The sequence below is a fragment of the Rhodococcus globerulus genome (assembly GCF_019334125.1).
GTDB classification, from domain to species: Bacteria; Actinomycetota; Actinomycetes; order Mycobacteriales; family Mycobacteriaceae; genus Rhodococcus_F; species Rhodococcus_F globerula.
The window spans coordinates 5,631,891-5,656,924 of sequence record NZ_CP079698.1 but is presented as its reverse complement, the minus strand read 5'-3'; the positions used below and the strand labels follow the sequence as shown (position 1 = coordinate 5,656,924).

Below are 25,034 nucleotides of genomic sequence, written 5' to 3'. Positions count from 1 at the left end.
CTGCCGTGACCGACACCATTGAACGCACACCCGTGACCCGCAAACCCAAACTCGCGCGGGTCACGGGAAGCGTCGGGCCACTCGGCATCGGCGTGGCCACACTCTGGCTTTCCATCATCGTCCTGCTGCCGCTCGCGGCGCTGACCGTCACCGCTTTCGACGACGGTATCGCCGGGTTCTGGGACGCCATCACCGCACCGGTCGCGCTGGCGTCGTTGCGGGTGACGCTGTTCGCCTCGATCGTCGTGGCGTTGATCAACGTCGTGATGGGCACGATCATCGCGTGGGTGCTTGTGCGAGACGAGTTCCCGGGCAAGCGAATTGTGAACGCGATGATCGACCTGCCGTTTGCGTTGCCGACCATCGTGGCGTCGATCGTGCTGCTGTCGCTGTACGGGCCGCAGTCACCGATCGACATTCACCTCAACGCAACCCAGCCCGGCCTGATCGTCGCGCTGGCATTCGTGACGCTGCCGTTTGTCGTGCGTTCGGTGCAGCCGGTTCTGATGGAGGTCGATCGTGAAGTCGAGGAAGCGGCAGCGTCTTTGGGCGCGTCCAACTGGACGATCTTCCGTTCCGTTGTGTTGCCGACGCTGGCTCCTGCCGTGATCTCAGGAGCCGGCCTGGCGTTTGCGCGAGCGATCGGTGAGTACGGTTCCGTGGTTCTCATCGGCGGCAACATTCCGCGCGTGACGCAGGTGACGTCGCAGTACATTCAGCAGCAGATCGAAATCGATCGTCCGACCAATGCTGCTGCGGTGTCGGTGGCCTTGCTGCTCATCGCGTTCGTGACGCTGTTCGTGCTGCGTCTCTTCTCTTCTCGGGGTCAACGACGTGAGGAACGCGGCTGATGAACATTTCCACGAAATCGCGGATCGGACTGCGGTCCGTCGCGCTGCTGTACCTGTTCGTTCTTCTTGTGGTGCCGATCGGCGTGATCTTGACGCGTACGTTCGAGAACGGGATCGGCGCGTTCATCGACTCGATCACGACGCCTGCGGCGATTTCGGCACTGAATCTGTCGCTGCTCATCGTGGTGATCGTGGTACCGATCAACGTGATCTTCGGAATTGTCACCGCACTTGCCTTGGTGCGCGGGCGTTTTCCCGGTCGCGGTGTTTTGCAGTCCGTCGTCGACCTGCCGTTTGCGGTCTCGCCTGTTGTGGTCGGTGTGTCGCTGATCCTGCTGTGGGGCGCAAACGGATGGTTCGGCGGAATCGAGTCCTTGGGATTCAAGGTGATCTTCGGATTGCCTGGCATGGTGCTCGCAACCATCTTCGTCACGTTGCCGTTTGTCGTCCGTGAGGTCGAACCCGTCCTGCACGAGATCGGTGACGAGCAGGAGCAGGCCGCGGCGACGCTCGGTGCTTCGGGGTGGCAGACGTTCTGGCGCATCACGTTGCCCGCGATTCGGTGGGGCTTGACCTACGGAATCGTGTTGACCGTTGCCCGCTCTCTCGGTGAATTCGGAGCTGTCATCATGGTGTCGTCGGGCTTCCCCGGGGTATCCCAGACGTTGACCTTGCTCGTGCATTCGCGATACATCGACGATCACAACACCTTTGGTGCGTATTCGGCAGCTACTCTGCTGATGGGCATCGCCATCATTGTCCTGTTGCTGATGACGCTGCTGGACCGCAAGAGGAGCAACACATGATCACTGTGACCGGGGCGCGTAAGAACTACGGTGACTTCGCGGCGCTCGACGACGTGTCCGTCAACATCCCGTCCGGTTCCCTGACCGCACTGCTCGGGCCGAGTGGCTCCGGCAAGTCGACGCTATTGCGGTCGATCGCGGGTCTCGAGCAACTCGATTCCGGCACCATCACGATTGCGGGAAAGGACGTCACCGGCGTCTCCCCGCAGAAGCGTGACATCGGGTTCGTGTTCCAGCATTACGCCGCGTTCAAGCACATGACGGTTCGCGACAACGTCGCGTTCGGTCTCAAGATCCGTAAGCGTCCGAAGCCGGAGATCGAGAAGAAAGTCAACGAACTTCTGGAGATCGTCGGCCTCGACGGCTTCCAGCATCGTTATCCGGCACAGCTTTCCGGTGGTCAGCGTCAGCGGATGGCATTGGCGCGTGCCCTTGCCGTCGATCCGCAGGTGCTGCTGCTCGACGAGCCTTTTGGCGCGCTGGACGCGAAAGTTCGCGCAGACCTGCGCACATGGCTCCGCCGGTTGCACGACGAAGTGCATGTCACGACGGTTCTGGTCACCCACGACCAGGAAGAAGCCCTCGATGTCGCGGATCGCATCGCTGTGCTGAACAAGGGACGGATCGAGCAGATCGGTGAACCTGCCGACCTCTACGACCGCCCGGCCAACGATTTTGTGATGTCCTTCCTCGGATCTGTCGCCAAGCTCAACGGCCAGTTGGTACGCCCGCACGACATCCGGCTCGGCCGCGACCCCAGCATGGCTCTCGCTCAGGAAGCCGGAACCGCAGAATCGCTCGGCGTCACCCGGGCAACAGTCGAACGTGTGGTGTACCTGGGCTTCGAGGTTCGTGTGGACCTGCGCAACGAAGCGACGGGGGAGCTGTTCTCAGCTCAGGTCACGCGCGGAGACAGTGCTGCTCTGCATTTGGAAGCCGGCGAGACGGTGTACGCCCGTGCGACTCGGGTTCCGGACCTTCCGGAAGAGCCGGTGGACTCTCCGACGGTTGTGAGCCTCGTAGGCCAGGTGTGACGCGGTTTCTCACCCCTCGCGGCACACCATCACCGGGCACTGGGCGTGGTGAATGAGGCTCTGACTGGTGGATCCCACGATCGAGGCCATGAACGGGCTTCGACCGTGGCTTCCCACGACAACAAGTTGAGCCTCGGCTGAATGCTCGAGAAGCGCCTTCATCGGTCCACTTCGCTGCACGCTGCGAGTGACCTCGACCTCGGGGTACTTCTCGGTCCAGCCGGCGAGGCATTCGGAGAGCAGCGCGTTCTCGTGCTCTTCGTACGGACCCCAATCGGTGAACCGCCGCGCTTCGGAGTAGCCCCCGAGCGAGGCGTGTTCGTTCCAGGTGTGGACGGCAACGAGGGGCACACCGAGAAACGCCGCAAACTCGAAGGCGTGGCCGGTGGCGAGTTCGCTGAGTTTGCTGCCGTCGATACCGACGACGATGGGCCTGGTGTCGGTGGTGGCGTGATCGCCGCTGCCGCGGAAGACGGTCACCGGGCAATGGGCGCGGTTCACCACTCTGATCGTGTCGGATCCCAGAAACACCGACTGCATCTCGGTGGTTCCGGCTTGTCCGAGTGAGAGGATTCGTGCGGTTTTCGAGAGTTCGACGAGCGCTGCCGCCGTGGTACCGGAGACGAATACACGCTCGATGGTGACGTCGGTGTGGTCGTCACGAATGGCGTTCTCGGCCTCCTCGACCAACTTCGCACCTTCGATACGGACGTGACGATCGAACATCTCTTCGTCGGTCACGGCGCCGCCTTCGCTGAAATCCGGTTGTCCGCGCAGCACATGTGTCAGGCGCAGCGGTTCGTCGAATTTCCGGGCCGCAGACGCCGCCCATCGCGCAGCGTTCACCGCGCCGGGGGAGCCGTCGATTCCGGCCACGATTCCGTGTCGAACAGATGCACTGGTCATGGGAGTCTCCTCGCGTCGCCTCCTTCCAGTGTGTCCCTGCTCGCCTCGGGTTCGCTACACGGAAGCCTTTGCCCGCCGGGCAAGCACGTCGGTGGAGACCGAGGGCAGTGATCGACGTGGCCGCAATGACAGCAGGGCAGTGATGAATCCGTTACCGAGAAGTGTCATGTCGACGTTTTTCAGAACGGTTCTGCGCATCAGGGCGAGGATCGCTGCGACGCCTGTGACGGCCATCCACATGGGAAGCGGGTAGAGCGTGAGACGTTCACCGAGTCCGAAGGTGAGGGTTCGGCCGAGGAGAAGGACAGCACCGACGAGTCCTGTTGCCGCGCAAAGGCCTGACCACACTGCGATCCACCGCTGGTGGTTCCAGAACGAGACGGTGAGAAGCACGAGGACGGCGTGGCGGGCGACAAATCCGGGCAGGACAGCAGTCCAGTGGACGAAGGTTCCGTCGTTGGCGGGGAACATTCCGGTGGCAGCGGTACTCAAGGCCACGACGACTGCCAGTCCCAGTATCCATTTCTTCGTGCGACCGTCCGGAATGTACTTGTGCAGCAACGCTGCTCCGAGAATGGTGAGTGCGCCGAGGATCATGAACGCGGCATTCATCACGTCGTGTAGCGGTGAACACGAATCGGTGCTGCAGGTTGTGACGCCCAGCGAACTGATGGAATCACGCGCAAAACTGTAGGGAGTCTTCCAAGCGCCGGCTGTGAGGATCTCGACCAGTAGATACAGGACGGACAGGACCCAGGCGACGCCGGCGGTGCCGAGACGGAAATTGTGAGTGATCGTCTTGCTCCCAACTGGTTGGTGGAACCAACAGTACGGTAACAATCTGATAACGGCCTGTGAAATTGCTCAGGCGGAGCGAATCAACCGGCCGGGAAGAGTTTCAGCAGCGGCGTTGTATCGGTCGATCATCGTCTCGATCAGCAGGGCGTGGGCACCGATGGTGTCTGCAAAAACCGTGCCGCCGAAAGCGGTAGTTGCGGCAGCACTGAGGCGATCGGTCAGAAGGCCGGGTGCGAGAAACCATGGCGCAACAACGATGCGGTTGGCGCCGCATTCGCGGAGTGCGGAAATTGCGGCCCCCACGCTGGGCTGCGCCGAGGTGGCAAAACAGACTCGAACACCGGACCACTTCGTTCCGGTAGCGAGGGCGCCGGGAATCTCGGCAGTTGCGGAGTTGGCTTCCGCGTCGGACGAGCCGACCGCGGCAACCGCTACACCCACCGACGGATCGTCGGGATGCGCACCGGCTTCGAGAATTCGCTCCCGCAGCGCCTCGATCAATCGATCGTCACGACCCAGTACCTCGGCTTGGGTCACGGTCAACTGCGGGTGGCGCAGTGTGGCCGCTGCGAGGAGCCCGGGCAGGTCGACGCGGGCGTGGAAAGCGTGGCCCAGCAACATCGGAACAACAACGGCATGAGTGTGGCCGTCGTGTGCAACACCGTCAAGGACCTGATCGATGGACGGCGCATTGAGATCGAGAAACGCCAGCCGGACATCGAGACCTGGCTGGGCTTCACGAAGAGCCGCCACGGCAGCCGTGATCGCCCGAGCGGAACGGGGATCACGGCTTCCGTGTGCAACAGCAATGAGCGGAACCATCTTCTTAGACGCGCTCGCCCAATTCGACAGCGGAAATGACGTCGCCGACCAGGCCGGCTGCGAGAGTGTTTCCACCAGCGGGATCGATCAACAGGAAGCTGCCCGTGTGGCGGTTGACGGCGTAGTCGTCGGCCACGATCGGCTCGGCTACCCGGATCGAGATCTTGCCGATCTCGTTGAGCTCGAGTGTTTCCGGGCCCTGATCCGTGGTGAGATCCTGCTCGTTGAAGCGCTCCACCAAGCTGCCGACGATGGCCTGCGTCGTGCGCGTGCCGTGCTTGAGCAGCAAGCGTGCACCGGGGCGAAGCGGCTTCTCGGCCAGCCAGCAGACGGTGGCGTCGAATTCGCCGATGGGCTCGGGTGCGTCCGACGGCGACGCGATGGTGTCGCCGCGGGATACGTCGACGTCGTCGGCCAGGATCAGCGTGACGCTGCGCCCGGCGTGAGCGACATCCAGTTCACCGTCGGCGGTGTCGATCCGGACGACAGTGGTGCGCGTACCCGAAGGCAGGATCACCACTTCGTCTCCTGGCACGACGGAACCGGCGGCAACCTGGCCGGCGTAGCCGCGGTAGTCGAGGAACTCCGCCGTGCGGGGGCGGATCACGTACTGCACGGGGAAGCGCAGGCCGACGCGGTGCGGCTCGGCGTCGACCGGAATCGACTCGAGGTGCTCGATCAGCGTGGGGCCGGTGTAGTACGGGGTCTTGTCCGAGCGGATTGCGACGTTGTCACCGTGCAGAGCCGACACCGGGATCTCGACGACGTCCTCGCTTGCCCAGCCCAGTGAGCTGGTGAGTTCGTTGAACTCTGCGGAGATCGAGGTGAAGACCTCTTCGGGGTTCTCGACGAGGTCGATCTTGTTCACGGCGAGAACGAGCTTCGGGACACCGAGCAAGGCGAGAACCGCTGCGTGCCTACGAGTCTGCGCGATGACACCCTTGCGGGCATCGACCAGCAGGATCACGAGCTGAGCCGTCGACGCACCGGAAACCGTGTTGCGGGTGTACTGCACGTGGCCCGGTGTATCGGCCAGCACGAACGTGCGCTTGGGGGTCGCGAAGTAGCGGTACGCCACGTCGATCGTGATGCCCTGCTCACGCTCGGCGCGCAGACCGTCGACCAAGAGCGAGAGGTCAGGGGTGTCGAGACCGCGGTCCACCGACGCGCGGGTCACGGCGTCGATCTGGTCGGCGAGAACGGATTTGGTGTCGTACAACAGGCGGCCCACGAGGGTGGACTTTCCGTCATCGACGCTGCCGGCAGTTGCCAGTCTCAGCAAGTCGCTCATGATCAGAAATAGCCCTCTCGCTTGCGGTCTTCCATGGCCGCTTCGGAAACTCGGTCGTCGCCGCGGGTCGCGCCGCGCTCGGTCAAACGTGATGCCGCAACCTCGGCCAGGATGGCTTCATTGTCGGCTGCATCGGAGAGAACAGCACCGGTGGTCGAACCGTCGCCGACGGTGCGGTAACGCACCGAAAGGGTCTGCAGCTCTTCGCCTTCGGCCGGTCCACCCCAGACGCCGGGGGTCATCCACATGCCGTCGCGCTGGTACACCGGACGCTGGTGGGCGTAGTAGATGCTGGCGAGTTCGACGTTGTCGCGGGCGATGTAACGCCAGATATCGAGCTCGGTGAAGTTGCTGAGCGGGAAGACGCGGACCTGCTCGCCGGGGGAGTGGCGACCGTTGTACAAGTTCCACAGTTCCGGGCGCTGCTTCTTGGGATCCCACTGGCCGAAAGCGTTGCGCAAGGAGAAGATTCGCTCCTTGGCGCGGGCCCGCTCTTCGTCGCGGCGAGCGCCACCGAAGACGGCGTCGAAGCGGTTCTCGGAGATCGCGTCCAGCAACGGAACGGTCTGCAGCGGGTTGCGGATACCGTCGGGACGCTCGGTGAGGCGACCGTCCGCGATGTACTCCTCGACGCTGGCCACGTGCAGGCGCAGGTTGTACTTCGCCACGACGTGGTCACGGAAGTCGAGGACTTCCTGCAGGTTGTGGCCGGTGTCGACGTGCAGCAGCGTGAATGGCAGCGGTGCAGGCCAGAAGGCCTTGATCGCCAGGTGCAGAAGCACCGTGGAGTCCTTGCCGCCCGAGAACAGGATGACCGGGCGTTCGAACTCGCCGGCCACCTCTCGGAAGATGTGGATCGCTTCGGACTCGAGGGCGTCGAGAGTATCGAACTGTGTGCCGTCGAGCTGAGGACGTGAAAGTGTCAAGTCAACTGTCATGATGCGTGCAACCCGCATTCTGTCTTGGAGGCACCGGCCCAACGACCGCTACGCGGATCGCTGCCGGGGGCTGGCTTGCTGGTGCAGGGCGCGCAGCCGATGGATGGATAGCCCTCGTCGACAAGCGGATTGACGAGGATGGAATGGGTGTCGATGTAGTTCTGCATCTCCTCGTCCGACCACGGAGCGATCGGATTGATCTTGACGAGTCCGAAGCCCTCGTCGAAGGAGATCAGCGGAGCGTTGGCGCGAGTAGGAGCTTCGACGCGGCGGATGCCGGTAACCCAGGCGCTGTAGCCGGACAACGTCTGCTTGAGCGGCGCGACCTTGCGAAGTGCGCAGCAACGGTTGGGATCGCGGGCGAAGAGGTCCTTGCCCTCCGCGATGTCCTGCTCACCGACGCTTGCCAATGCGCGAGCGTTGATGACGTTGACGCCGTACACCTGCTCGACAGCGTCACGCGTGCCGATGGTCTCGGGGAAGTGGTAGCCGGTGTCGAGGAAAAGTACGTCGACGCCCGGATGTACCTGTGCGGCAAGGTGAACCAGCACTCCATCCTGCATATTCGATGCAACGATGTAACCGCTACGATCCCCCGTCGCTGCGCTCGCCCCGTCACCGAACGTGTCCTCGGTCCACTGCAACAGTTCCTGCGCGCTGGCTCCGTCGAGTTCTACGGCACCGCGTTCGGCGATCGCCCGAAGCTCGTCGACGGTTGCTCGCGAAATGTCCACTGTCATCGCAAATCTCCTTCGTCTGCTCGCACTGCCCATTCGGCGAACCGCTCACCTTCGTTGCGGTTCTTCGCGAACTGACGTACGACGCGGTCGATGTAGTCACCCATCTCGACGCTGGTGACCTTGTGCTGGCGCAGCTTGCGTCCGAAGGCGCTGTCGAATCCGAGGCTGCCTCCCAGGTGAACCTGGAAACCCTCCACTTGATTCCCGTCACCGTCGTCGACGAGCTGGCCCTTGAAGCCGATGTCCGCGACCTGCGAGCGGGCGCACGAGTTGGGGCAGCCGTTGATGTTGATGGTGATCGGCACGTCGAGCTGGCTGTTGATGTCGGCCAGACGTTCTTCGAGTTCCGGAACGAGAACCTGCGAGCGCTTGCGGGTCTCGGCAAACGAGAGCTTGCAGAACTCGATGCCGGAGCAGGCCATGAGGTTCTTGCGCCAGTGCGACGGACGGGCGGGCAGGCCCAGTGCGTCGAGGTCGGCGATCAGCGGCTCGAGCGTGTTGTCTGCAACGTCGAGGATGATGAGCTTCTGGTACGGGGTGAAGCGGATCCGGTCGCTGCCGGCCTTCTCTGCCGCGTCGGCGACCTGCGCCAGGATATCGCCGGACACTCGGCCGGCGATCGGCGCGAAACCGACTGCATTGAGGCCGTTTCGGGTCTTCTGGATGCCGACGTGATCGATCGGGCGCGTGGGCTTCTCCGGTGCGGGACCGTCGATGAGCGGACGCTTCAGGTACTCGGTCTCGAGAACTTCGCGGAACTTCTCGATGCCCCAGTCCTTGATGAGGAACTTGAGCCGGGCCTTCGCGCGCAGACGACGGTAGCCGTAGTCGCGGAAGATCGAGACAACACCTTCCCAGACGTCGGGAACCTCGTCGAGCGGAATCCAGGCGCCGACGCGTTGCGCGAGCATCGGGTTGGTGGACAGTCCGCCGCCGACCCAGAGGTCGAGGCCGGGGCCGTGCTCGGGGTGGTTCACGCCGATGAAGGCGATGTCGTTGATCTCGTGAACAACATCCTGCTGACCGGAGATGGCGGTCTTGAACTTGCGCGGCAGGTTGGAGTACTTGGGGTCGCCGATGTAGCGGCGCACGATCTCGTCGATCGCCGGAGTGGGATCGAGGACTTCGTCGAACGATTCGCCGGCCAGGGGAGAACCGAGGACAACGCGGGGGCAGTCACCGCAGGCTTCGGTGGTCTTGAGTCCGACGTCTTCGAGACGCTTCCAGATCTCCGGGACGTTCTCGATCTCGATCCAGTGGAACTGAACGTTCTCACGGTCGGAGAGGTCTGCGGTGTTGCGGCCGAACTCCTTCGAGATACCGGCGATGGTGCGCAGTTGCTCGACGTTGAGAGCGCCGGCGTCGCAGCGCACTCGCATCATGAAGTACTTGGCCTCGAGGAGATCGAGGTTCTCGTCGCCGGTGAAGGTGCCGTCGTATCCCTGCTCTCGCTGGGTGTAGAGGCCCCACCACCGCATCCGGCCGCGCAGGTCGCTCTTGTCGATGCTGTCGAAACCCTGCTTCGAGTAGATGTTCTCGATGCGCGCTCGCACGTTGAGCGGGTTGTCGTCCTTCTTGGCCTGCTCGTTGGCGTTGAGCGGCTCGCGGTATCCGAGGGCCCACTGACCTTCGGCGCGCTGCTTCGTGGGGCGAGCAGCGCGAGCGGGCCGTGCCTCGGCGGGCGCTGCCGAATCGGCAGTCGGGGCGGCGTCGGTTGTCGACGTCATCGATGAACTCCTGGATCTTCGGCGGTGTTGATCAGGCACGAGGCACGCAAACGCTGCAGCATTGTGACTCTGTCCGATCGGGGTGCACCGGACCGTGTCGAGTGAGGGGGCTGTCCTCGGGCTCGAAAGGCTTGCGGCCGGCAGATGTGCTCACCAAGCAGGCAGCGGAAACGCTGAAGGCTGGGGAAACAGGTGGAGATGAGCGGGGAAGGCTTGTTGATCAGTTGAAGATCAACAGCAACAGCAGTGCAGACACGTGGAACTGCACACGCGCTTGAAGTCGACGTGGCGACGCGCCACAAGTCGTACTCCTGGTCCGGTCATGCGGACCATTGTGCCACGTCAACTCGATAATTCCGACTCGGGGACCTATTTCCACGAAAAATGGGGGAAATAGCGTGCTCAGGGGACTTGGTGGTCCGGCCAGGTCGGCGAATAGGTCGGCACGCGCGATGCTGGGAGACTGGTGGAGTGAATGTCACCGCTACAACCCCCTTCGTGTTGCCCGCTCGCTCGCTCGAGGGCGTCGGGACGCGGCCGTTCGGGATCTATGTCCACGTCCCGTTCTGTGCGACGCGATGTGGCTACTGCGACTTCAACACGTACACCGCGGGCGAGTTGGGGACCTCGGCGTCGCCGCAGTCCTGGCTTGAAGGGCTCAAACGCGAACTCGACCTCGCGGCGCAGATGACCGGAGCACCGGCGGCCGAGACGGTGTTTGTCGGTGGCGGAACCCCGTCGCTGCTGGGCGGCGACGGTCTGTCCGAGGTGCTCGAGGCAGTACGGAGCAGTTTCGGTCTGGCTCCCGGCGCCGAGGTCACGACGGAATCGAATCCCGAATCGACGTCGCCGGAGTTTTTCGACGCCCTGCGCAGTGCCGGTTTCACGCGAATTTCTCTCGGTATGCAGTCGGCGGCTCAGCATGTGCTCAAGATCCTGGACCGCACGCACACACCGGGCCGGGCAGTAGCGGCCGCAAAAGAGGCGCGCGCGGCAGGGTTTGCGCACGTGAACCTCGACTTGATCTACGGAACGCCGGGGGAGCGGGATATTGATCTCGATGCTTCCTTGGATGCAGTTCTTTCCGCCGACGTCGATCACGTCTCGGCCTATGCGCTGATCGTGGAGGACGGCACTGCGATGGCACGCAAGGTTCGCCGTGGTGAATTGCCCGCGCCCGACGACGATGTGTTGGCGTCGCGGTACGAACGGATCGACGCGCGGCTGTCCGAGGCTGGATTGTCCTGGTACGAGGTCTCCAATTGGGCGAAGGCGGAAACAGTCGAATCCGGGGATACCCGTTGCCGTCACAACCTCGGTTACTGGGACGGCGGCGACTGGTGGGGTGCCGGTCCCGGCGCGCACAGTCACGTCGGCGGAGTGCGGTGGTGGAACGTCAAGCACCCGGCGCGCTACGCGGAGCAACTCGTACAGGGTGAACTGCCCGTCGGTGGCAGTGAGGAACTGTCCGCCGACGACATTCACATGGAGCGGGTGATGCTGACCGCACGGTTGCGCACCGGCCTGCCGTTATCGGAATTGACTGTGTCCGAACGTGATTCGGCCGATCAGGTTGTCGCCGACGGTTTGGCGATCGTCGACGACGGCCATCTGATCCTGACCGATCGTGGTCGGCTGCTTGCTGACGCCGTCATCCGCACGGTACTGACCTGAGCGGCTACTTCGGGTAGGTGTTCGTTACCTGTGTGAAGTTGTCATCGCCCCAGGAGATGATGGTGCCGTCGGATTTCAGGGCCGACGAATGGTTGGCGCCGGCACTGACGGCGGTGAAGCCGCTACCCCTGGGCGTATTCGTGACCTGCTTGTCGTTGTCCCAGCCCCACGAGGTGATGGTGCCGTCGAATTTCAGTGCCACGCAATGGTGTGCGCCGGCGGCGACCGCAGTAAAACCGCTGCCCCGAGGAGAGCCGGTGACCACCCGGTGGCTGTCGCCTCCCCAGGAGACGACGGTGCCGTCGGATTTCAATGCCACCGAGTGGTAGTTGCCGGCGGCGATGGCAGTGAAGCCGTTTCCAGTGGGGGTGTTCGTGACCTGGTTGAAGCCGTCGTCTCCCCAGGATGTGATGGTGCCGTCGGCATTGAGCGCCACCGAATGGCTGTCTCCGGCGGCGATGGCGGTAAACCCGCTGCCGATAGGTGTGTTCGTGACCTGTTTGTAGGTGTCCCAGCCCCAGGATGTGATGGTGCCGTCGGATTTCAGTGCCGCCGAATGGTAGGTGCCGGTGGCGATGGCGGTGAAGCCGCTACCGGTGGGGGTGTTCGTGACCAGCTTGGAGCCGTCGTTTCCCCAAGATGTGATGGTGCCGTCGGATTTCAGCGCCAGCGAATGGCTGCCGCCTTCGGCGTAGGCGGTGAAGCCACTACCTCGAGGGGTCTTTGCGGCGAGGGCGGAGCCGTCCCATCCCCAGGAGGCCACGTTTCCGAGTGGTTCGACCGGCATGTCATCTGTTCCAGCCGCAGCGATTGCCACAGCAGCAAGAGTGAGCACACCTCCAGTCAATACGACGGCGAGACCCTGTAAACGACTGACAGGGCGTAATCGGCGCCGGTGAACCATGGCTGTGCCTCTCTGCGGCAAAATCCCGCACAGGGGCGGTGTGGCACCGTCGGTAACCACTGAGCAAAGATAACGGACAGTTGGGTCAAAAGCACGCATTATTTAGGGCCATTTTTGGCCACTATGTGCGTGTGGACGAAACTGGCCACTGCGATGTGGTGGTGGGGGCTCAATTATTCGGGGCGATGCCGAACAGTAGTGCGTCGATTCCGGCTTCGAATGCCGTGTTGTTGTCTATCGATTCTGTTGTGGGTGCTGATTCTGTTGTGGGTGTGCTGATATCGGTGCTCGCATACAGTGCCGCCAGGTGCGGATAGTCGCCGTGGGCGAGTAGTGCGCCGATGTGTTCGGCCCCGCTGTTGGCAGAGGAGCGGGCGGACATTCCCGCAGATTCTTGCGCTGCGAAGCTGGTAACCCAGCCTGTGAGTAGTGCGATTCCGGTCATCGTCGCTGGTGCACTCAGGCCGGTCGGTGACAGCGCGCCGACCATCTGGTCGAGGTAGCGCATCGACTGCGGGCCGAGGCCGGTCGGCTGGATCTGACTGAGCCAAGGGTGTCGGCGGTGAATCGCCCGCGACTGCACGGCGATGGCGAGGACGTCGGTGCGCACGTTTCCGGTCAGTGGCGGGTAGTCGTATTCGGCCCCGACGGAGTCGGCCATGAGCGCCATCAGGTCGTCCTTGCCGTTGACGTACCGGTACAACGACGCGGCGGCCGTGCCCAGTTCTTGTGCGACACCGCGCATCGACACTGCGCGGAGCCCCTGGTCGTCGGCGATTCGGACGCACGTGTCGGCAAGTTGTTCCAGCGTGTAAGCCGGGCGGGGTCCTCGTTTGGTGTCCTCGCCTCGCAGCCACAGCGAGGCCGGTGGTCCGGCGTTGGTCATAGCACCAAGCATGCCCCACTTCAGTAGTTGCGAACACTGTTCGCAGTTGTCTATTCTCTAATTGCGAACAGTGTTCCCAATTGAGGAGGTAGACATGCCGGCTATCGAAGCGGAATCACTCACCAGGTGTTACGGAAAACGCACGGTGGTCGACGGTGTGAATCTGAGCGTCCCCGCGGGGACTGTTCATGCGTTGCTCGGACCGAACGGTTCCGGCAAGACGACGATCGTGCGGATGCTTGCCACGCTGTTGCGACCCAGTGCGGGCAGCGCTCGTGTTCTCGGTTTCGACACAGTCCTGGCCGCCGCGCAGGTGAAGAAGAACATCGGACTGGTCGGACAATTTCATGCCGTGGATCCTCGTCTGACCGGCGCCGAGAATCTCGCTATGTTTGCTCGGCTCAATGGATATGCGGCTAAGGCTGCGCGTCTGCATGTGGGGGAACTACTAGAAAGATTTGAACTCCTCGATGCTGCCGACCGGCAGGTGCAGACGTATTCCGGCGGCATGCGAAGGCGACTCGACATCGTCGCGGGAATGGTGGTGCGCCCGGCCGTTCTGTTCCTCGACGAACCGACGACGGGTCTCGATCCCCGAAGCCGACACGAAATCTACGAATACGTACGAAGTTTCGTGAACGACGGTACGACCGTCGTACTGACCACCCAATACCTCGACGAGGCCGACAAGCTGGCGGACAGCGTCACCATCATCGATGCCGGAAAAGTAGTTGCTGCCGGAACCCCGGACGGGATCGTCGAGGCTGTGGGAACAGGTCTCGACGTGGTGATCGCCGACGGGCACCGATGTGGTGAGGTCGCTGAGATTGTCGGGCGATTCGGCGGCCGGCCAGGTGCTTCTCACGATTCGGCGACGGAACTGTCCTTTGCCTTCGGCGGGCAGTCGATCGCGCTGCTGCCGATACTGCGGGCGCTCGACGACGCCGGAATTGCCGTGCAGGACATCGGGCGTCGCCGGGCAACACTCGACGACGCCTTCCTGGCCCTCACCGGCCACACCAGCGAGAGGATTTCCGCATGACCACGCCCACCCGAAGTGCCGTCTCGGCGTTCACCGGCACCCGAATCCTGTTCATGCGGATCGTTGCGGTGTATCGCCACGCGCCCGCACTGGTTGCAGTGACTCTTGCTGCGCCCCTTGGCATGATGCTGTTGTTCGGTTTCGTTTTCGGTGGTGCGCTGTCCGGTGGCGCCGACGGGGCCGCGTATCGGTCGTACCTCACTCCGGGTGTACTTGTCCTTGTTGCGTCGATGGGCTTGGTGGTCACCGCTTCGACAGTGAATGCCGATCTGCACAGCGGCCTGACCGACCGACTTCGTGCATTGCCCATCCATCCTGTTGCTATGCCTGCGGGTCTGGCACTGGCGGAAACCGTCACCGGCGCAGTGGCTTTGGCCGCTATGGCGGGAGTCGGGTATCTGTCGGGATGGCGGATCGACGCGTCGGCCACAGACGTGGCGCTTGCGATCGTGCTGCTCGTCGCATTCCGGTGGGCACTCGCGTGGCTCGGGATCGTGCTCGGCAGTGCCATCCGGGACGAGCAGTTGCTCCAACAGCTCGCCCCGCTGATCTTCGGGACGATCATGCTCTCGAACGTCTTTGTCCCCACCGAGACCATGCCGAGTGTTGTTGCAACGGTGGCCGAGTGGAATCCCGTCAGTGCGGTGGTCGCGGCGCTGCGTGAGCTGTTCGGTTCGGGTACCAGTGTTGCGCCCGATGCATCGTGGCCCATGCAGCATCCCGTTGCCGCGGCGTTCGGGTGGACTGCGGTGCTGCTAGCGGTCGCGATCCCGATTGCAGTGCGGCGCTACTCGTCATCGCAGTAACCGCGCTGTCGCAGTAACCTCACCTGCGTGGCCCTCATACACAGTGCGCAATTGAATCCGTCGAAGATCGAACTGCTCAGTGCTTGGGTGCCTGGGCAACCGTGGGTCGGATCCGCCGATACCTCGAGCCTCGAGCACATCGACGCGTACCGCTTCGATGATCCGGACGGCGAGGTCGGCATCGAGACGCATCTGCTCCGCACTGCGGACGGAGCGGTTCTCCAGATCCCGCTCACGTATCGAGGTGCTCCACTAGTCGGGGCGGAAGCCTTCCTGGTCTCCACCATGGACCATTCCGTCCTGGGGCAGCGCTGGGTGTACGACGCGTGCTGCGATCCGGTGTATGTCCGCGCACTGGCAACGACCATCGTCACCGGAGGAACCGAAGCGGCGCTGGAGTTCGCTGACCCCGGCAATGCCCGTGAGGTCACAACACATGTGTTGGGTAGCGGGTCCGGAGACGTTCCGTCGATCGGGGCGGTGAACTGCTCCACCGCGGGTTCGGCAACAACGATGGGTTCGGCAACAACGATCACATCCGGGACGCTGGAACTGACGGTGTTCAGAGTGATCGACGCCGGCGCTGAATTAGGTGAACTCACCCTGACCGGAACGTGGCCCGGCCAGGCTGAGCGCGCCTTGCTCGCGTCGCTGCAGATCGGTTAGTGCGAACCTTCGATAATTCCGGGCATCGCGTCGTAGTCGAAGACTCGCGCATGGAGAACGACACGATTCCGCAGTGCTGAACGCACCGCCCGGTGCAGGCCGTCTTCGAGGTACAAGGTGCCCTTCCACTGGACGGCGTGTGGGAAGAGATCGCCGTAGAACGTGGAGTCCTCCGACAGAAGGCGGTCAAGCTCGAGGACCTTGGTGGTGGTCACGATCTCGTCGAGCCGGACCTGACGCGGCGGAAATTTGGACCAGTCACGAAGGGACAGTCCGTGGTCGGGATACGGCTTGCCGTCCATCACGCCCTTGAAAATCATGACTCCACAGTAAGGCCACCACCCGAGACTGGCGCTCGGGCGATTAGACTGCCAGTTGAGATCAGTGCACACAGCGCGCGGGAAACGGAGGTCGCAACGATGTCGAGTACCGACGACAGGCGATTCGAGGTTCTGCGCGCAATTGTCGCGGACTACGTTTCCACGCAGGATCCGGTCGGATCGAAGGCTCTGGTCGAGCGTCACAACCTTGGTGTGTCGAGTGCCACCGTGCGCAACGACATGGCGTTTCTCGAAGCCGAGGGCTACATCGCCCAACCCCACACCAGTTCTGGGCGCGTGCCGACAGACAAGGGATACCGTGAGTTCGTCGACCGCATAGCCGACGTCAAACCGCTGTCCGGGCCCGAGCGCCGCGCCATTCTGGAATTTCTGGAATCCGGCGTCGACCTCGACGACGTGCTGCGGCGCGGTGTGCGTCTGCTGGCTCAATTGACCCGGCAGGTAGCCGTAGTTCAGTACCCGACACTCTCGGCGTCGTCGGTCCGTCATCTCGAAGTGGTGGCGTTGACCCCGGCGAGGTTGCTTCTCGTTCTCATCACCGACTCCGGGCGCGTCGATCAACGCATCGTCGAGTTGGGTGACGTTCTGGTGGACGAGGATCTGTCCAGGTTGCGTGCACTGCTGGGCGGCGCGCTGGAAGGCAAGCGTCTGGCAGCAGCGTCCATCGCCGTCTCCGAACTGGCCGACGAGGCTCCCGACGATCTGCGCGACGCCGTTGTCCGGTCCGCGACGATCCTGGTCGAGACGCTGGTCGAGCATCCCGAGGAGCGTCTTGTCCTCGGCGGAACGGCCAACCTGACGCGCAACGCCTCCGACTTCTCCGGTCTGGCCGGATTCCCGGGTTCGTTGCGGGCGGTTCTCGAAGCGCTCGAAGAGCAGGTAGTGGTGCTGAAACTGCTGGCATCGACCCAGAACGCCGGGATGGTCACTGTCCGGATCGGTGAAGAAACTCAGGTCGAGCAAATGCGCGGGACCTCCGTGATTTCGACGGGCTACGGTGCGGCCGGTACCGTTTTCGGTGGTGTCGGTGTGCTCGGTCCCACTCGGATGGACTATCCGGGAACAATTGCATCGGTTGCCGCCGTTGCCAGATACATCGGCGAAGTCCTCTCCGAACGATGACGTGCGTCGCCGCAGGCCGACGTTCCTCTTCGTGAGGTACGAGGAAAACTAGAAGTAAGAGAAGGACGAGAGAAAAAACGTGGCACGGGATTACTACGGATTGCTCGGCGTCGACAAGAACGCGACCGATCAGGAACTCAAGCGCGCATACCGCAAGCTGGCTCGCGAACTGCACCCTGACGTCAACCCGGACGAGGCAGCGCAGGCCCAGTTCAAGGAGATCTCCACGGCGTACGAGGTTCTCACCGATCCGGAGAAGCGTCGCATCGTGGACCTCGGCGGCGATCCCCTCGAATCCGGTGGGGGCGGCGGTGGCGGCTTCGGCGGTGGATTCGGTGGCGGCGGCCTCGGCGACGTCTTCGAAGCGTTCTTCGGTGGCGGCGGTGGCGCAGGCCGTGGACCTCGCGGACGCGTGCAACCCGGTGCCGATTCCCTGCTGCGCACCAAACTGACTCTCGAAGAATGTGCGACTGGCGTCAGCAAGCACGTCACCGTCGAGACCGCGATTCTGTGTGACAGCTGCACGGGCGCCGGCACGAACGGTGATTCCAAGCCCGTCCGTTGTGAGACGTGTAACGGCGCCGGTGAAGTGCAGTCTGTCCAGCGTTCGTTCCTCGGCCAGGTCATGACGTCACGTCCGTGCCCCACGTGCCGCGGCGCCGGCGAGACCATTCCCGATCCGTGCCACAAGTGTGGTGGCGACGGCCGCGTGCGTGCGAAGCGCGACATCACCGTGAAGGTTCCGGCGGGTGTTGCAGGCGGCATGCGTATCCGTTTGACCGCGCAGGGTGAGGTCGGCCCCGGCGGTGGACATCCCGGCGACCTGTACGTCGAGATCGTCGAGCAGCAGCATGAGGTCTTCGTCCGCGACGGCGAAGATCTGCACTGCACCATTCGTGTCCCCATGGTCGATGCGGCGCTGGGTACGACGGTCACCGTTGACACCATCATCGACGGCCCCAAGGAAATCGTCATCGAGCCGGGAACTCAGCCCGGTCACGTCGCCGTTGTTCGCGGACACGGTATGCCGAAGTTGCGGTCCGGTACGCGCGGCGATCTCCACGCTCACCTCGAAGTGGTCATCCCGAGTCGCCTCGACAACAAGCAGTCCAAGTTGCTCAAGGAATTCAAGTTGCTCCGCGATCGTGACGAGGCCGAAGTTGTCTCCACCGGGTCGCAGAACAGTGGCGGGTTGTTCTCGCGTCTTCGCGAAGCATTCAGCGGCCGCTGACAGTGGCTGCGACGGTCTTTTTCCTCGACCCCGTTCCGGGCGTCGGTGAGACTGCGGTTCTGGACGGTCCGGAGGGTCGCCATGCGGCGACCGTCCGCCGGATCGGTGTCGGTGAGCGCCTCGTGCTGGCTGACGGCCGTGGCCGCGTCGCCGACGCCGAGGTGATCGCAGCCGGGAAAGACCGCTTGGAACTTCTGGTCAGTGACGTACAGGTACTCGAGCAACCGAAGCCGCTGGTGACACTCGTTCAGGCATTGCCGAAGGCGGAGCGTTCCGAGTTGGCTGTCGAGTTGGCCACCGAGGCCGGTATCGATGCCGTCATTCCGTGGCAGTCACTGCGGTGCGTCGCCAAATGGGAAGGCGCGAAGCTCACCAAAGGCGTCGCTCGTTGGCGTAATGCCGCGGTGTCGGCGGCCAAGCAGTCGCGCCGGGCATTTGTTCCGGAGATCGCTGAGCTGCACAAGACCGCGGCTGTGGTTGCGGTGGTTCGCGAAGCCGTTGCGCGCGGCGCCGTGGTAGCTGTTCTGCACGAGTCGGCCACCACTGCGCTGGCGGCACTTCCCCTGGCAAGTGCGGAAGAAGTATTTCTGGTTGTCGGACCTGAAGGTGGGCTCGACGACTCGGAAATCGCTGCACTCGCGGAGGCGGGCGCAACCCCCGTGCTACTCGGCCCGACTGTGCTGCGAACCTCGACGGCCGGCGCAGTTGCATTGGGGGCCATCGGTGTTCTGACCGATCGCTGGGGACCACGACCGCTGCACTGATCGGTATGTGATCTGAAGCCAATTGAGACCTTGCGCTCAGCGAAGTGTCAGCCATGACCACTATCGTTGAATTGCCCGGCGGCGTTCCGCGGGTTCGTTCGGAAATCTCAGGAGGAATGATGCGCTCACGTGCGCACAAGCGAGTTGCAGGCGCGGTGGCTGCCGTCGCGGCAATGATGCTGGCTGCGGGGTGCACCGTATCCACTGACGACAAGGCCGATCCGGCTGCGAGTGCTGTTGCCACCACGGCAACCAGCGTCGCTGTCATCTCGGTGTCGCCTGCAGAAGGCGGCACTCCGATCAACCCGCTCGACCCCATCACCGTCGAGGTCGCCAAAGGCACTTTGACCAGTGTCACCCTCACTAACCCTGAGGGTAAGGACGTCGCCGGAATCATCACGCCGGACAAGACCGCGTGGAAGCCGAGTGAACCACTGGGCTACGGCAAGTCCTATGACTTGGTTGTCGATGCAGTCGACTCGAATGGTGTTGCCACAACCAAGAATACGACGCTCACGACTGTCGCCCCGAGCAATCAAACGCGGGCATACATCAACACCACCGGCGGCGCGTCGATCTCCGAGGGCGGCACTTACGGCGTCGGCACCGTCGTTGCGGTTCACTTCGACGAATCGATCGGAGACAAAGCCGCTGCCGAGAAGTCGCTACTGGTGACGACCAATCCGCCGGTCACCGGATCCTGGTACTGGGTGGACAGTCAGAACGTTCACTGGCGCCCGCAGGAGTACTACACGCCGGGAACCACGGTGTCGGTGAGCGCGAACATCTACGGCAAAGAGTTAGGCAAGGGTCTGTACGGCGAGCAGGACGACACCGTCGCCTTCACGATCGGTGACTCCCACATCTCCATTGCCGACGACAACACCAAGATGGTGACCGTGTACGAAAACGGTCAGGTGATCAAGGAAATGCCGACGTCCATGGGCATGGGTGGAACCGAAACCATCGGCGACACCACACTGTCCTTCTGGACACAACCAGGCACGTACACCGTCATGGACAAGGCAAACCCGGTCATCATGGACTCGTCCACGTACGGTCTGCCCATCAACTCGCGGCTCGGGTACAAGGAGACCATCAACTGGGCGACGCGCATCAGCACCGACGGTATCTATCTGCACGAGTTGGAAAGCACCGTCTGGGCTCAGGGCAACACCGACACGTCACACGGTTGCCTCAATCTCAGTGCGGCCAATGCCAAATGGTTCTTCGACTTCGCACAGCCCGGTGACGTTGTCGAGATCAAGAACACCGGTGGCGCTCCGCTCGAGGTGTGGCAGAACGGCGACTGGACCCTGTCCTGGGACCAGTGGGCCGCGGGCAGCGCCCTCGCCTGAGCTAGGTTTTCCTGGTGTCTCGGATCAAGATCTCCTACGGTTCCCACGGTCAGCAGTTCGGTCATCTGTACGTTCCCGATACCGTTGACGGCCCAGTGCCTGTTGTCGTGCAGATCCACGGCGGATTCTGGAGCGGGCAGTACGGGCTGAACCTCGGCACCGCGTTTGCCGTCGAACTCGCGCGAGCTGGTGTGGCGGTCTGGAACATCGAGTACCGGCGCCTCGGGGCCGGCGGCGGCTGGCCGGAGATGTCCACAGACGTGAAAACCGCGTACGACGCGATTCCCGGGATTGTGGCCGAAGCTACCGAGATCGAATTCGACCTGACGAAGGTTCGCCTTGTCGGGCACTCCGCCGGTGGGCACCTCGCAGTCTGGCTGGCGGGGGAGAAGGACGTGTTCACGCGCCCGGAGCGCGTTGTCGCGCAGGCCGCCGCACTGGATCTTGCGTCGGCGGCCGAGCGTGGTCGACGGATCAGCTACATCGAGGATCTTTTCGGCATCCCCTTCGAATCGGATCCGGATCTGTATCGGAGTGCGTCGCCGCAACATCGGTTACCGATCGGCGTTCCCGTCGTATGTGTGACGGGCAGCGATGATCTGCAAGTCCCAGCCAAGGTCAGTGCGCGGTATGTGAAAGCGGCGCAGGCAGCCGGTGATCCCGTGGCATTGCGTGTGGTCGAGGGCGAGGGGCACGATGCGTTTCTCTCGCCCGGGGCCGAGTCGTGGAGGGTCTCCCGTGAACTGGTTCTAGAAGACCCACCGGCTACGTCACACTGATACCAGAGCCTTTTTGCCCGGCAGGATGAACGCGACGACGATCGCGCCGACGAGCAGTGCGAGGCCGCCCGCCCAACTGGCGGCCGAGATCGCGTCGGCATACGCGGCACCGGCTGCGTCGAGTAGCGGCTGCGCTCGAGCCGCGGCCAATGGATTGTGGGCCATCTCTTCGGCGACCAGGGAAGCGCCGCCGACGGATTCTCCGGATACTTCAAGTGCGTAGGCGGCTTGCTCGGCCAGTTCGCCGGTCAGTTGCGGGACCTGCATTCCGCTGATGAATCCTGCAATCGAATCTTTGTAGCTTGCAGCCAGAATCGAGCCGAGGATGGCAATTCCGAGTGATCCGCCGAGTTCGATGGCAGTGTCGTTGAGACCGCCGGCACCGCCAAGATCGTCCTCGGAGAAGTTGTCCATGATGGCGTCGGTGGCCGGTGGTTCACTGAGGCCGATGCCGAGACCGAGCAGGATCAGCGGGACCGCGAACATCCAGTAGCCGGAGTCACCGTCCACCTGCGTGAGGATGAGGACGCCGATCGCAGCGATGAGCATGCCACCGACGATGGATGCGCGTACACCGATCAGCGGGGTGATCCGGCCGCTGACCACCGCACCGATCGACACGGCAATTGCCAAGGGCAACAGACGGACACCGGTCTCGAGTGCTCCGTATCCGAGAATGAACTGGAATTGCTGCGAGATGTAGTAGATAGCGCCGAATGCGGCCAGGAACAGAAGCAGTACGGCAAGTGTTGCGCCGCCGACCACACGCTGACCGAGTTTACGGACGTCGAGGAGCGGTTGGGGATGACGCAGTTCCCAGACGACAAACATCGCGAGGCCGAGTGCGGCAAGCACTGCTGCGCTGATGGGTCCTGCGGTCCAACCGAAGTGGAAGCCGTTGATGATCGAGTAGACAAGTGCGCCGATGGTGACAACCGACAGCGCGCCGCCGATCCAGTCGATGCGACCGAGGTGCTCGGCCTTGCTCGGCGGCACCAGGAATACGGCGGCCAGGGCCGCAACTGCTGCGATTGGAACGTTGATCAGGAATGTGGCACTCCAGGAATGACTTTCGAGAATCCATCCGGCCAGCAGAGGGCCGAGCGCGATGGCAAGACCCGAGGTGGCTGCCCACGCTGCGATAGCGCGTGAGCGTTCGGATTTCGGGAAGGTCGCGACCAGGAGTGACAGCGTCGCGGGCATGATGATCGCAGCACCGACGCCCATGATCATGCGGGCCGCGATGACGGCGTTGGTGGTGTCGGCAATGCTGCCGAAGACTGCGCCGCCGGCGAAGACCGCGAGCCCGGCGAGGAGTGCACCGCGACGACTGTACTTGTCGCCGATCACGCCGAACAGCAGCATCAACGCGGCGTAGGGGACCGTGTAGCCGTCGATGACCCATTGAAGTTGTGTGCTGGTGAGTCCGAGGTCGCGGGTCATGTCCGGCGCCGCGACGATCAGTGCCGTGTTGGCCATGACCACGATCAGCAAGCTCAGACACAGCACCCCGAGCGCGGCCCATCGCCGTGGATACGGCTGGTCCATTTCTGTGACCGGTTTGCTCACGAGTGTTGTCATGGCGCGACTCCGTTTCTGATCTATTTGCACAGTGCTGTGTAAGTTAATAACTTGCACACCATTGTGCAACTATCATTGATGTAGATCACACGAGGAAGGTGGACAACGCGTTGACGGAATCGGGAACTGCTGTGCCGGCAACGCGGCAGCGACGCAGTCAGGCGCGGGCGAACCGCAGTCGCATCATCGAAGCGGCGATCACAGCATTTGCAGTCGATCCCGACGCCAGCATGGACGACGTCGCAAAAGCCGCCGGCGTCGTGCGGCGGACCGTGTACGCACACTTCGAGAGCCGTGACGCCCTGATCAACGGAATCGTGGACGAGGCGTCCGCTGATCTGGTGGCGGCATTGAGTCGCGCGGGGGAGCCTCCCGAGAACCCGGAACTTGCGACCGCCGTGCTGGCGTTGTTGGCCTGGCCGGTGGGAGATCGGTTCCGGGTGCTGCTCAGTTTCGCCCGAAAAGAATTGGGTGAGCAGCGCATCCTCGACCTGATGGAACCCGCTCGCGCCTTGAGCATCAGAGTTGTCGAGCAAGGCCAGAGGGAAGGTATCTTCTCGACCTATCTGCCGGCCGAAACCTTGGTTGCGATGACCGAATCGGTGACCATCACGCTGTTCGACCAGGCAAACAGTGGGGTGATCACGGACTCGGGAGAGTCCTTCGCGATCGTGTGTCTCGTCCTGGTCGGGATCAGCCCGGACCGCAGTGCGGAGATAGTCGCGGACGCCTGGAAATGGATCCGAAAGTCGGTGCCGCCCGTTGCGCCCGGGGATTAACAAGTGGGCGGTGTCGGACTCGGGCGCTAGACTTCGAGGTATCGGAGCCCTCGGGTCGAGCGGGCTCTTTCGGACCAGGAAGCAGGCCATATTCTCCACGTGAGTGAACACAGTGAGTTCGGCGGCAACCGTACATCCACCGTTACCGAGCGCGCTCTGCCGGCAGAGCGCACCGTCCGATCGAGTATGGACCTGGCGCCGGAGACCGTGCGTCAACTCCTGGGATCGACGGACGAAAATCTCACCGCGATCGAACGTGAGCTTTCTGCCGATATTCACGTTCGTGGCGGCACCATCACACTGTCCGGAACGCCGGCCGACGTTGCTCTCGCGGAGCGGGTATTCGCCGAGCTGGCCGTGATGGCCAGGCGCGGGCAGCCCATCGCACCCGACGCCGTCCGCAGAACCATCGGCATGCTCACCAACGAGGTCGGGGAGTCCCCGGCCGAGGTGCTCTCGCTCGACATTTTGTCGCGGCGTGGCAAGACAATTCGTCCCAAGACTCTCAACCAGAAGCGCTACGTCGACGCGATCGACGAGAACACCATCGTCTTCGGCATCGGGCCGGCAGGCACCGGTAAGACGTACCTTGCGATGGCCAAGGCTGTGCAGGCCTTACAGTCCAAGTCGGTCTCACGCATCATCCTGACGCGTCCGGCCGTCGAGGCGGGCGAGCGGTTGGGATTCCTGCCCGGCACGTTGCACGAGAAAATCGATCCGTACCTGCGCCCCTTGCACGACGCCTTGCACGACATGATGGATCCCGAAGCCATTCCGAAGTTGATGGCAGCCGGGGTCATCGAAGTAGCGCCACTGGCGTACATGCGTGGTCGCACCCTGAATGATGCGTTCATCATCCTGGACGAGGCGCAGAACACCACGGCCGAACAGATGAAGATGTTCCTCACCAGGCTCGGATTCGGATCCAAGATCGTTGTCACCGGAGACGTCACGCAGGTCGACCTGCCTGGTGGTGCTCGATCGGGCCTACGGGCGGCATCCGAAATCCTTACGGGCATCAACGATATCCACTTCGCGAAGCTCGACAGCAGCGACGTTGTTCGCCATCGATTGGTCTCCGACATCGTCGACGCCTATGAACGCCACGAAACGGATCGCGACGGGGAGCCGAGGCTCGGCAACCGAGCACAACGCCGCGCTGCGCATGCTCATTCACCTCGACGGTAG

25 protein-coding genes are annotated in these 25,034 nt (G+C 63.0%); 14 read left to right on the top strand and 11 right to left on the bottom strand.

The annotated features are described in order from the left end of the window. Window positions 1–5: 5 nt before the first annotated feature. Genes cysT through KYT97_RS25865 form a run of 3 tightly spaced genes read left to right on the top strand, consistent with a single transcriptional unit; the run spans window position 6 to window position 2,691 of the window. Window positions 6–851 carry a sulfate ABC transporter permease subunit CysT gene (gene cysT / locus KYT97_RS25875; protein WP_033232957.1) on the top strand — a complete coding sequence of 282 codons (846 nt, stop codon included), beginning with the start codon at window positions 6–8 and terminating at the stop codon, window positions 849–851. Continuing rightward, complete coding sequence (gene cysW, locus KYT97_RS25870) at window positions 851–1,657, top strand: sulfate ABC transporter permease subunit CysW (RefSeq protein ID WP_033232959.1); 807 nt, start codon at window positions 851–853, stop codon at window positions 1,655–1,657. Before cysT ends, cysW begins: the two co-directional genes overlap by 1 nt. After that, window positions 1,654–2,691 carry a sulfate/molybdate ABC transporter ATP-binding protein gene (locus tag KYT97_RS25865; RefSeq protein ID WP_033232961.1) on the top strand — a complete coding sequence of 346 codons (1,038 nt, stop codon included), beginning with the start codon at window positions 1,654–1,656 and terminating at the stop codon, window positions 2,689–2,691. Before cysW ends, KYT97_RS25865 begins: the two co-directional genes overlap by 4 nt. A 9-nt stretch (window positions 2,692–2,700) precedes the next feature. Here KYT97_RS25865 and KYT97_RS25860 read toward each other — a convergent pair whose 3' ends face one another. From KYT97_RS25860 to KYT97_RS25830, 7 genes are read right to left on the bottom strand one after another with little or no spacing between them, the layout of a single operon-like run. After that, window positions 2,701–3,597, bottom strand: coding sequence for a universal stress protein (locus KYT97_RS25860; protein ID WP_092808678.1), 897 nt, complete (start codon window positions 3,595–3,597; stop codon window positions 2,701–2,703). Between the two features lie 54 nt (window positions 3,598–3,651). Beyond that, window positions 3,652–4,437: a DUF998 domain-containing protein gene (locus KYT97_RS25855; protein ID WP_051730377.1), complete on the bottom strand. Its 786-nt coding sequence runs from the start codon at window positions 4,435–4,437 to the stop codon at window positions 3,652–3,654. A 24-nt stretch (window positions 4,438–4,461) separates the two neighbouring features. Next, window positions 4,462–5,217, bottom strand: coding sequence for a sirohydrochlorin chelatase (locus KYT97_RS25850; protein ID WP_219111001.1), 756 nt, complete (start codon window positions 5,215–5,217; stop codon window positions 4,462–4,464). A gap of 4 nt (window positions 5,218–5,221) precedes the next feature. Then, window positions 5,222–6,508 carry a sulfate adenylyltransferase subunit 1 gene (locus tag KYT97_RS25845; RefSeq protein ID WP_033232967.1) on the bottom strand — a complete coding sequence of 429 codons (1,287 nt, stop codon included), beginning with the start codon at window positions 6,506–6,508 and terminating at the stop codon, window positions 5,222–5,224. A gap of 2 nt (window positions 6,509–6,510) precedes the next feature. Next, on the bottom strand, window positions 6,511–7,446 hold the full coding sequence (cysD, locus tag KYT97_RS25840) for a sulfate adenylyltransferase subunit CysD (protein ID WP_033233176.1): 936 nt from the start codon (window positions 7,444–7,446) through the stop codon (window positions 6,511–6,513). After that, on the bottom strand, window positions 7,443–8,186 hold the full coding sequence (locus KYT97_RS25835; RefSeq protein ID WP_141486127.1) for a phosphoadenylyl-sulfate reductase: 744 nt from the start codon (window positions 8,184–8,186) through the stop codon (window positions 7,443–7,445). The genes cysD and KYT97_RS25835 overlap by 4 nt, the downstream gene beginning before the upstream one ends. Then, window positions 8,183–9,913 (bottom strand): nitrite/sulfite reductase, encoded by a 1,731-nt coding sequence (locus tag KYT97_RS25830; protein ID WP_033232972.1) that lies wholly within the window; start codon window positions 9,911–9,913, stop codon window positions 8,183–8,185. Before KYT97_RS25830 ends, KYT97_RS25835 begins: the two co-directional genes overlap by 4 nt. Window positions 9,914–10,384: 471 nt before the next feature. Here KYT97_RS25830 and hemW point away from each other — a divergent pair, with 471 nt between their 5' ends. Continuing rightward, window positions 10,385–11,587, top strand: a complete 1,203-nt coding sequence (gene hemW / locus KYT97_RS25825; RefSeq protein WP_219111000.1) for a radical SAM family heme chaperone HemW — start codon at window positions 10,385–10,387, stop codon at window positions 11,585–11,587. A gap of 4 nt (window positions 11,588–11,591) precedes the next feature. Here the strand turns inward: hemW and KYT97_RS25820 are convergent, their stop codons facing one another. Both KYT97_RS25820 and KYT97_RS25815 read right to left on the bottom strand, forming a co-directional pair. Next, entirely contained in the window at window positions 11,592–12,404 is an 813-nt protein-coding gene (locus KYT97_RS25820; protein ID WP_219110999.1) for an RCC1 domain-containing protein, read from the bottom strand. Window positions 12,405–12,660: 256 nt separating this feature from the next. Beyond that, complete coding sequence (locus tag KYT97_RS25815) at window positions 12,661–13,377, bottom strand: TetR/AcrR family transcriptional regulator (RefSeq protein WP_245005927.1); 717 nt, start codon at window positions 13,375–13,377, stop codon at window positions 12,661–12,663. Between the two features lie 94 nt (window positions 13,378–13,471). On the opposite strand from KYT97_RS25815, the gene KYT97_RS25810 reads away from it, so the two are divergent. The 3 genes from KYT97_RS25810 to KYT97_RS25800 are packed head-to-tail and all read left to right on the top strand — an operon-like array spanning window position 13,472 to window position 15,891. Continuing rightward, window positions 13,472–14,419, top strand: a complete 948-nt coding sequence (locus KYT97_RS25810; protein ID WP_045066988.1) for an ATP-binding cassette domain-containing protein — start codon at window positions 13,472–13,474, stop codon at window positions 14,417–14,419. Beyond that, on the top strand, window positions 14,416–15,225 hold the full coding sequence (locus tag KYT97_RS25805) for an ABC transporter permease (protein ID WP_219110996.1): 810 nt from the start codon (window positions 14,416–14,418) through the stop codon (window positions 15,223–15,225). The genes KYT97_RS25810 and KYT97_RS25805 overlap by 4 nt, the downstream gene beginning before the upstream one ends. A 27-nt stretch (window positions 15,226–15,252) precedes the next feature. Next, window positions 15,253–15,891, top strand: coding sequence for a CG0192-related protein (locus KYT97_RS25800; RefSeq protein ID WP_219110993.1), 639 nt, complete (start codon window positions 15,253–15,255; stop codon window positions 15,889–15,891). Here KYT97_RS25800 and KYT97_RS25795 read toward each other — a convergent pair. Beyond that, a complete protein-coding gene (locus tag KYT97_RS25795; RefSeq protein ID WP_033232977.1) occupies window positions 15,888–16,211 on the bottom strand; it encodes a type II toxin-antitoxin system VapB family antitoxin in 324 nt (107 codons plus the stop codon). The genes KYT97_RS25800 and KYT97_RS25795 overlap by 4 nt on opposite strands. A 99-nt stretch (window positions 16,212–16,310) precedes the next feature. Between KYT97_RS25795 and hrcA the strand changes: the two genes are divergently transcribed. The 5 genes from hrcA to KYT97_RS25770 all read left to right on the top strand — a co-directional run bounded on the left by hrcA (window position 16,311) and on the right by KYT97_RS25770 (window position 21,486). Continuing rightward, on the top strand, window positions 16,311–17,354 hold the full coding sequence (gene hrcA / locus KYT97_RS25790; protein WP_033232979.1) for a heat-inducible transcriptional repressor HrcA: 1,044 nt from the start codon (window positions 16,311–16,313) through the stop codon (window positions 17,352–17,354). Between the two features lie 79 nt (window positions 17,355–17,433). Next, entirely contained in the window at window positions 17,434–18,585 is a 1,152-nt protein-coding gene (gene dnaJ / locus KYT97_RS25785) for a molecular chaperone DnaJ (RefSeq protein ID WP_033232981.1), read from the top strand. 2 nt (window positions 18,586–18,587) lie between these two features. Then, window positions 18,588–19,349 (top strand): 16S rRNA (uracil(1498)-N(3))-methyltransferase, encoded by a 762-nt coding sequence (locus tag KYT97_RS25780; RefSeq protein WP_219110990.1) that lies wholly within the window; start codon window positions 18,588–18,590, stop codon window positions 19,347–19,349. 119 nt (window positions 19,350–19,468) lie between these two features. After that, window positions 19,469–20,707: a L,D-transpeptidase gene (locus KYT97_RS25775; protein WP_095887776.1), complete on the top strand. Its 1,239-nt coding sequence runs from the start codon at window positions 19,469–19,471 to the stop codon at window positions 20,705–20,707. A 14-nt stretch (window positions 20,708–20,721) separates the two neighbouring features. Beyond that, complete coding sequence (locus KYT97_RS25770; protein ID WP_219110987.1) at window positions 20,722–21,486, top strand: alpha/beta hydrolase; 765 nt, start codon at window positions 20,722–20,724, stop codon at window positions 21,484–21,486. On the opposite strand, the gene KYT97_RS25765 is transcribed toward KYT97_RS25770, so the two are convergent. Further along, window positions 21,478–23,067: an MFS transporter gene (locus KYT97_RS25765; protein WP_219110984.1), complete on the bottom strand. Its 1,590-nt coding sequence runs from the start codon at window positions 23,065–23,067 to the stop codon at window positions 21,478–21,480. The two genes, KYT97_RS25770 and KYT97_RS25765, sit on opposite strands and share 9 nt — an antisense overlap. A 98-nt stretch (window positions 23,068–23,165) precedes the next feature. Between KYT97_RS25765 and KYT97_RS25760 the strand changes: the two genes are divergently transcribed. Then, window positions 23,166–23,846, top strand: a complete 681-nt coding sequence (locus tag KYT97_RS25760) for a TetR/AcrR family transcriptional regulator (RefSeq protein ID WP_045066997.1) — start codon at window positions 23,166–23,168, stop codon at window positions 23,844–23,846. Window positions 23,847–23,945: 99 nt separating this feature from the next. Further along, complete coding sequence (locus KYT97_RS25755) at window positions 23,946–25,034, top strand: PhoH family protein (RefSeq protein WP_033232988.1); 1,089 nt, start codon at window positions 23,946–23,948, stop codon at window positions 25,032–25,034.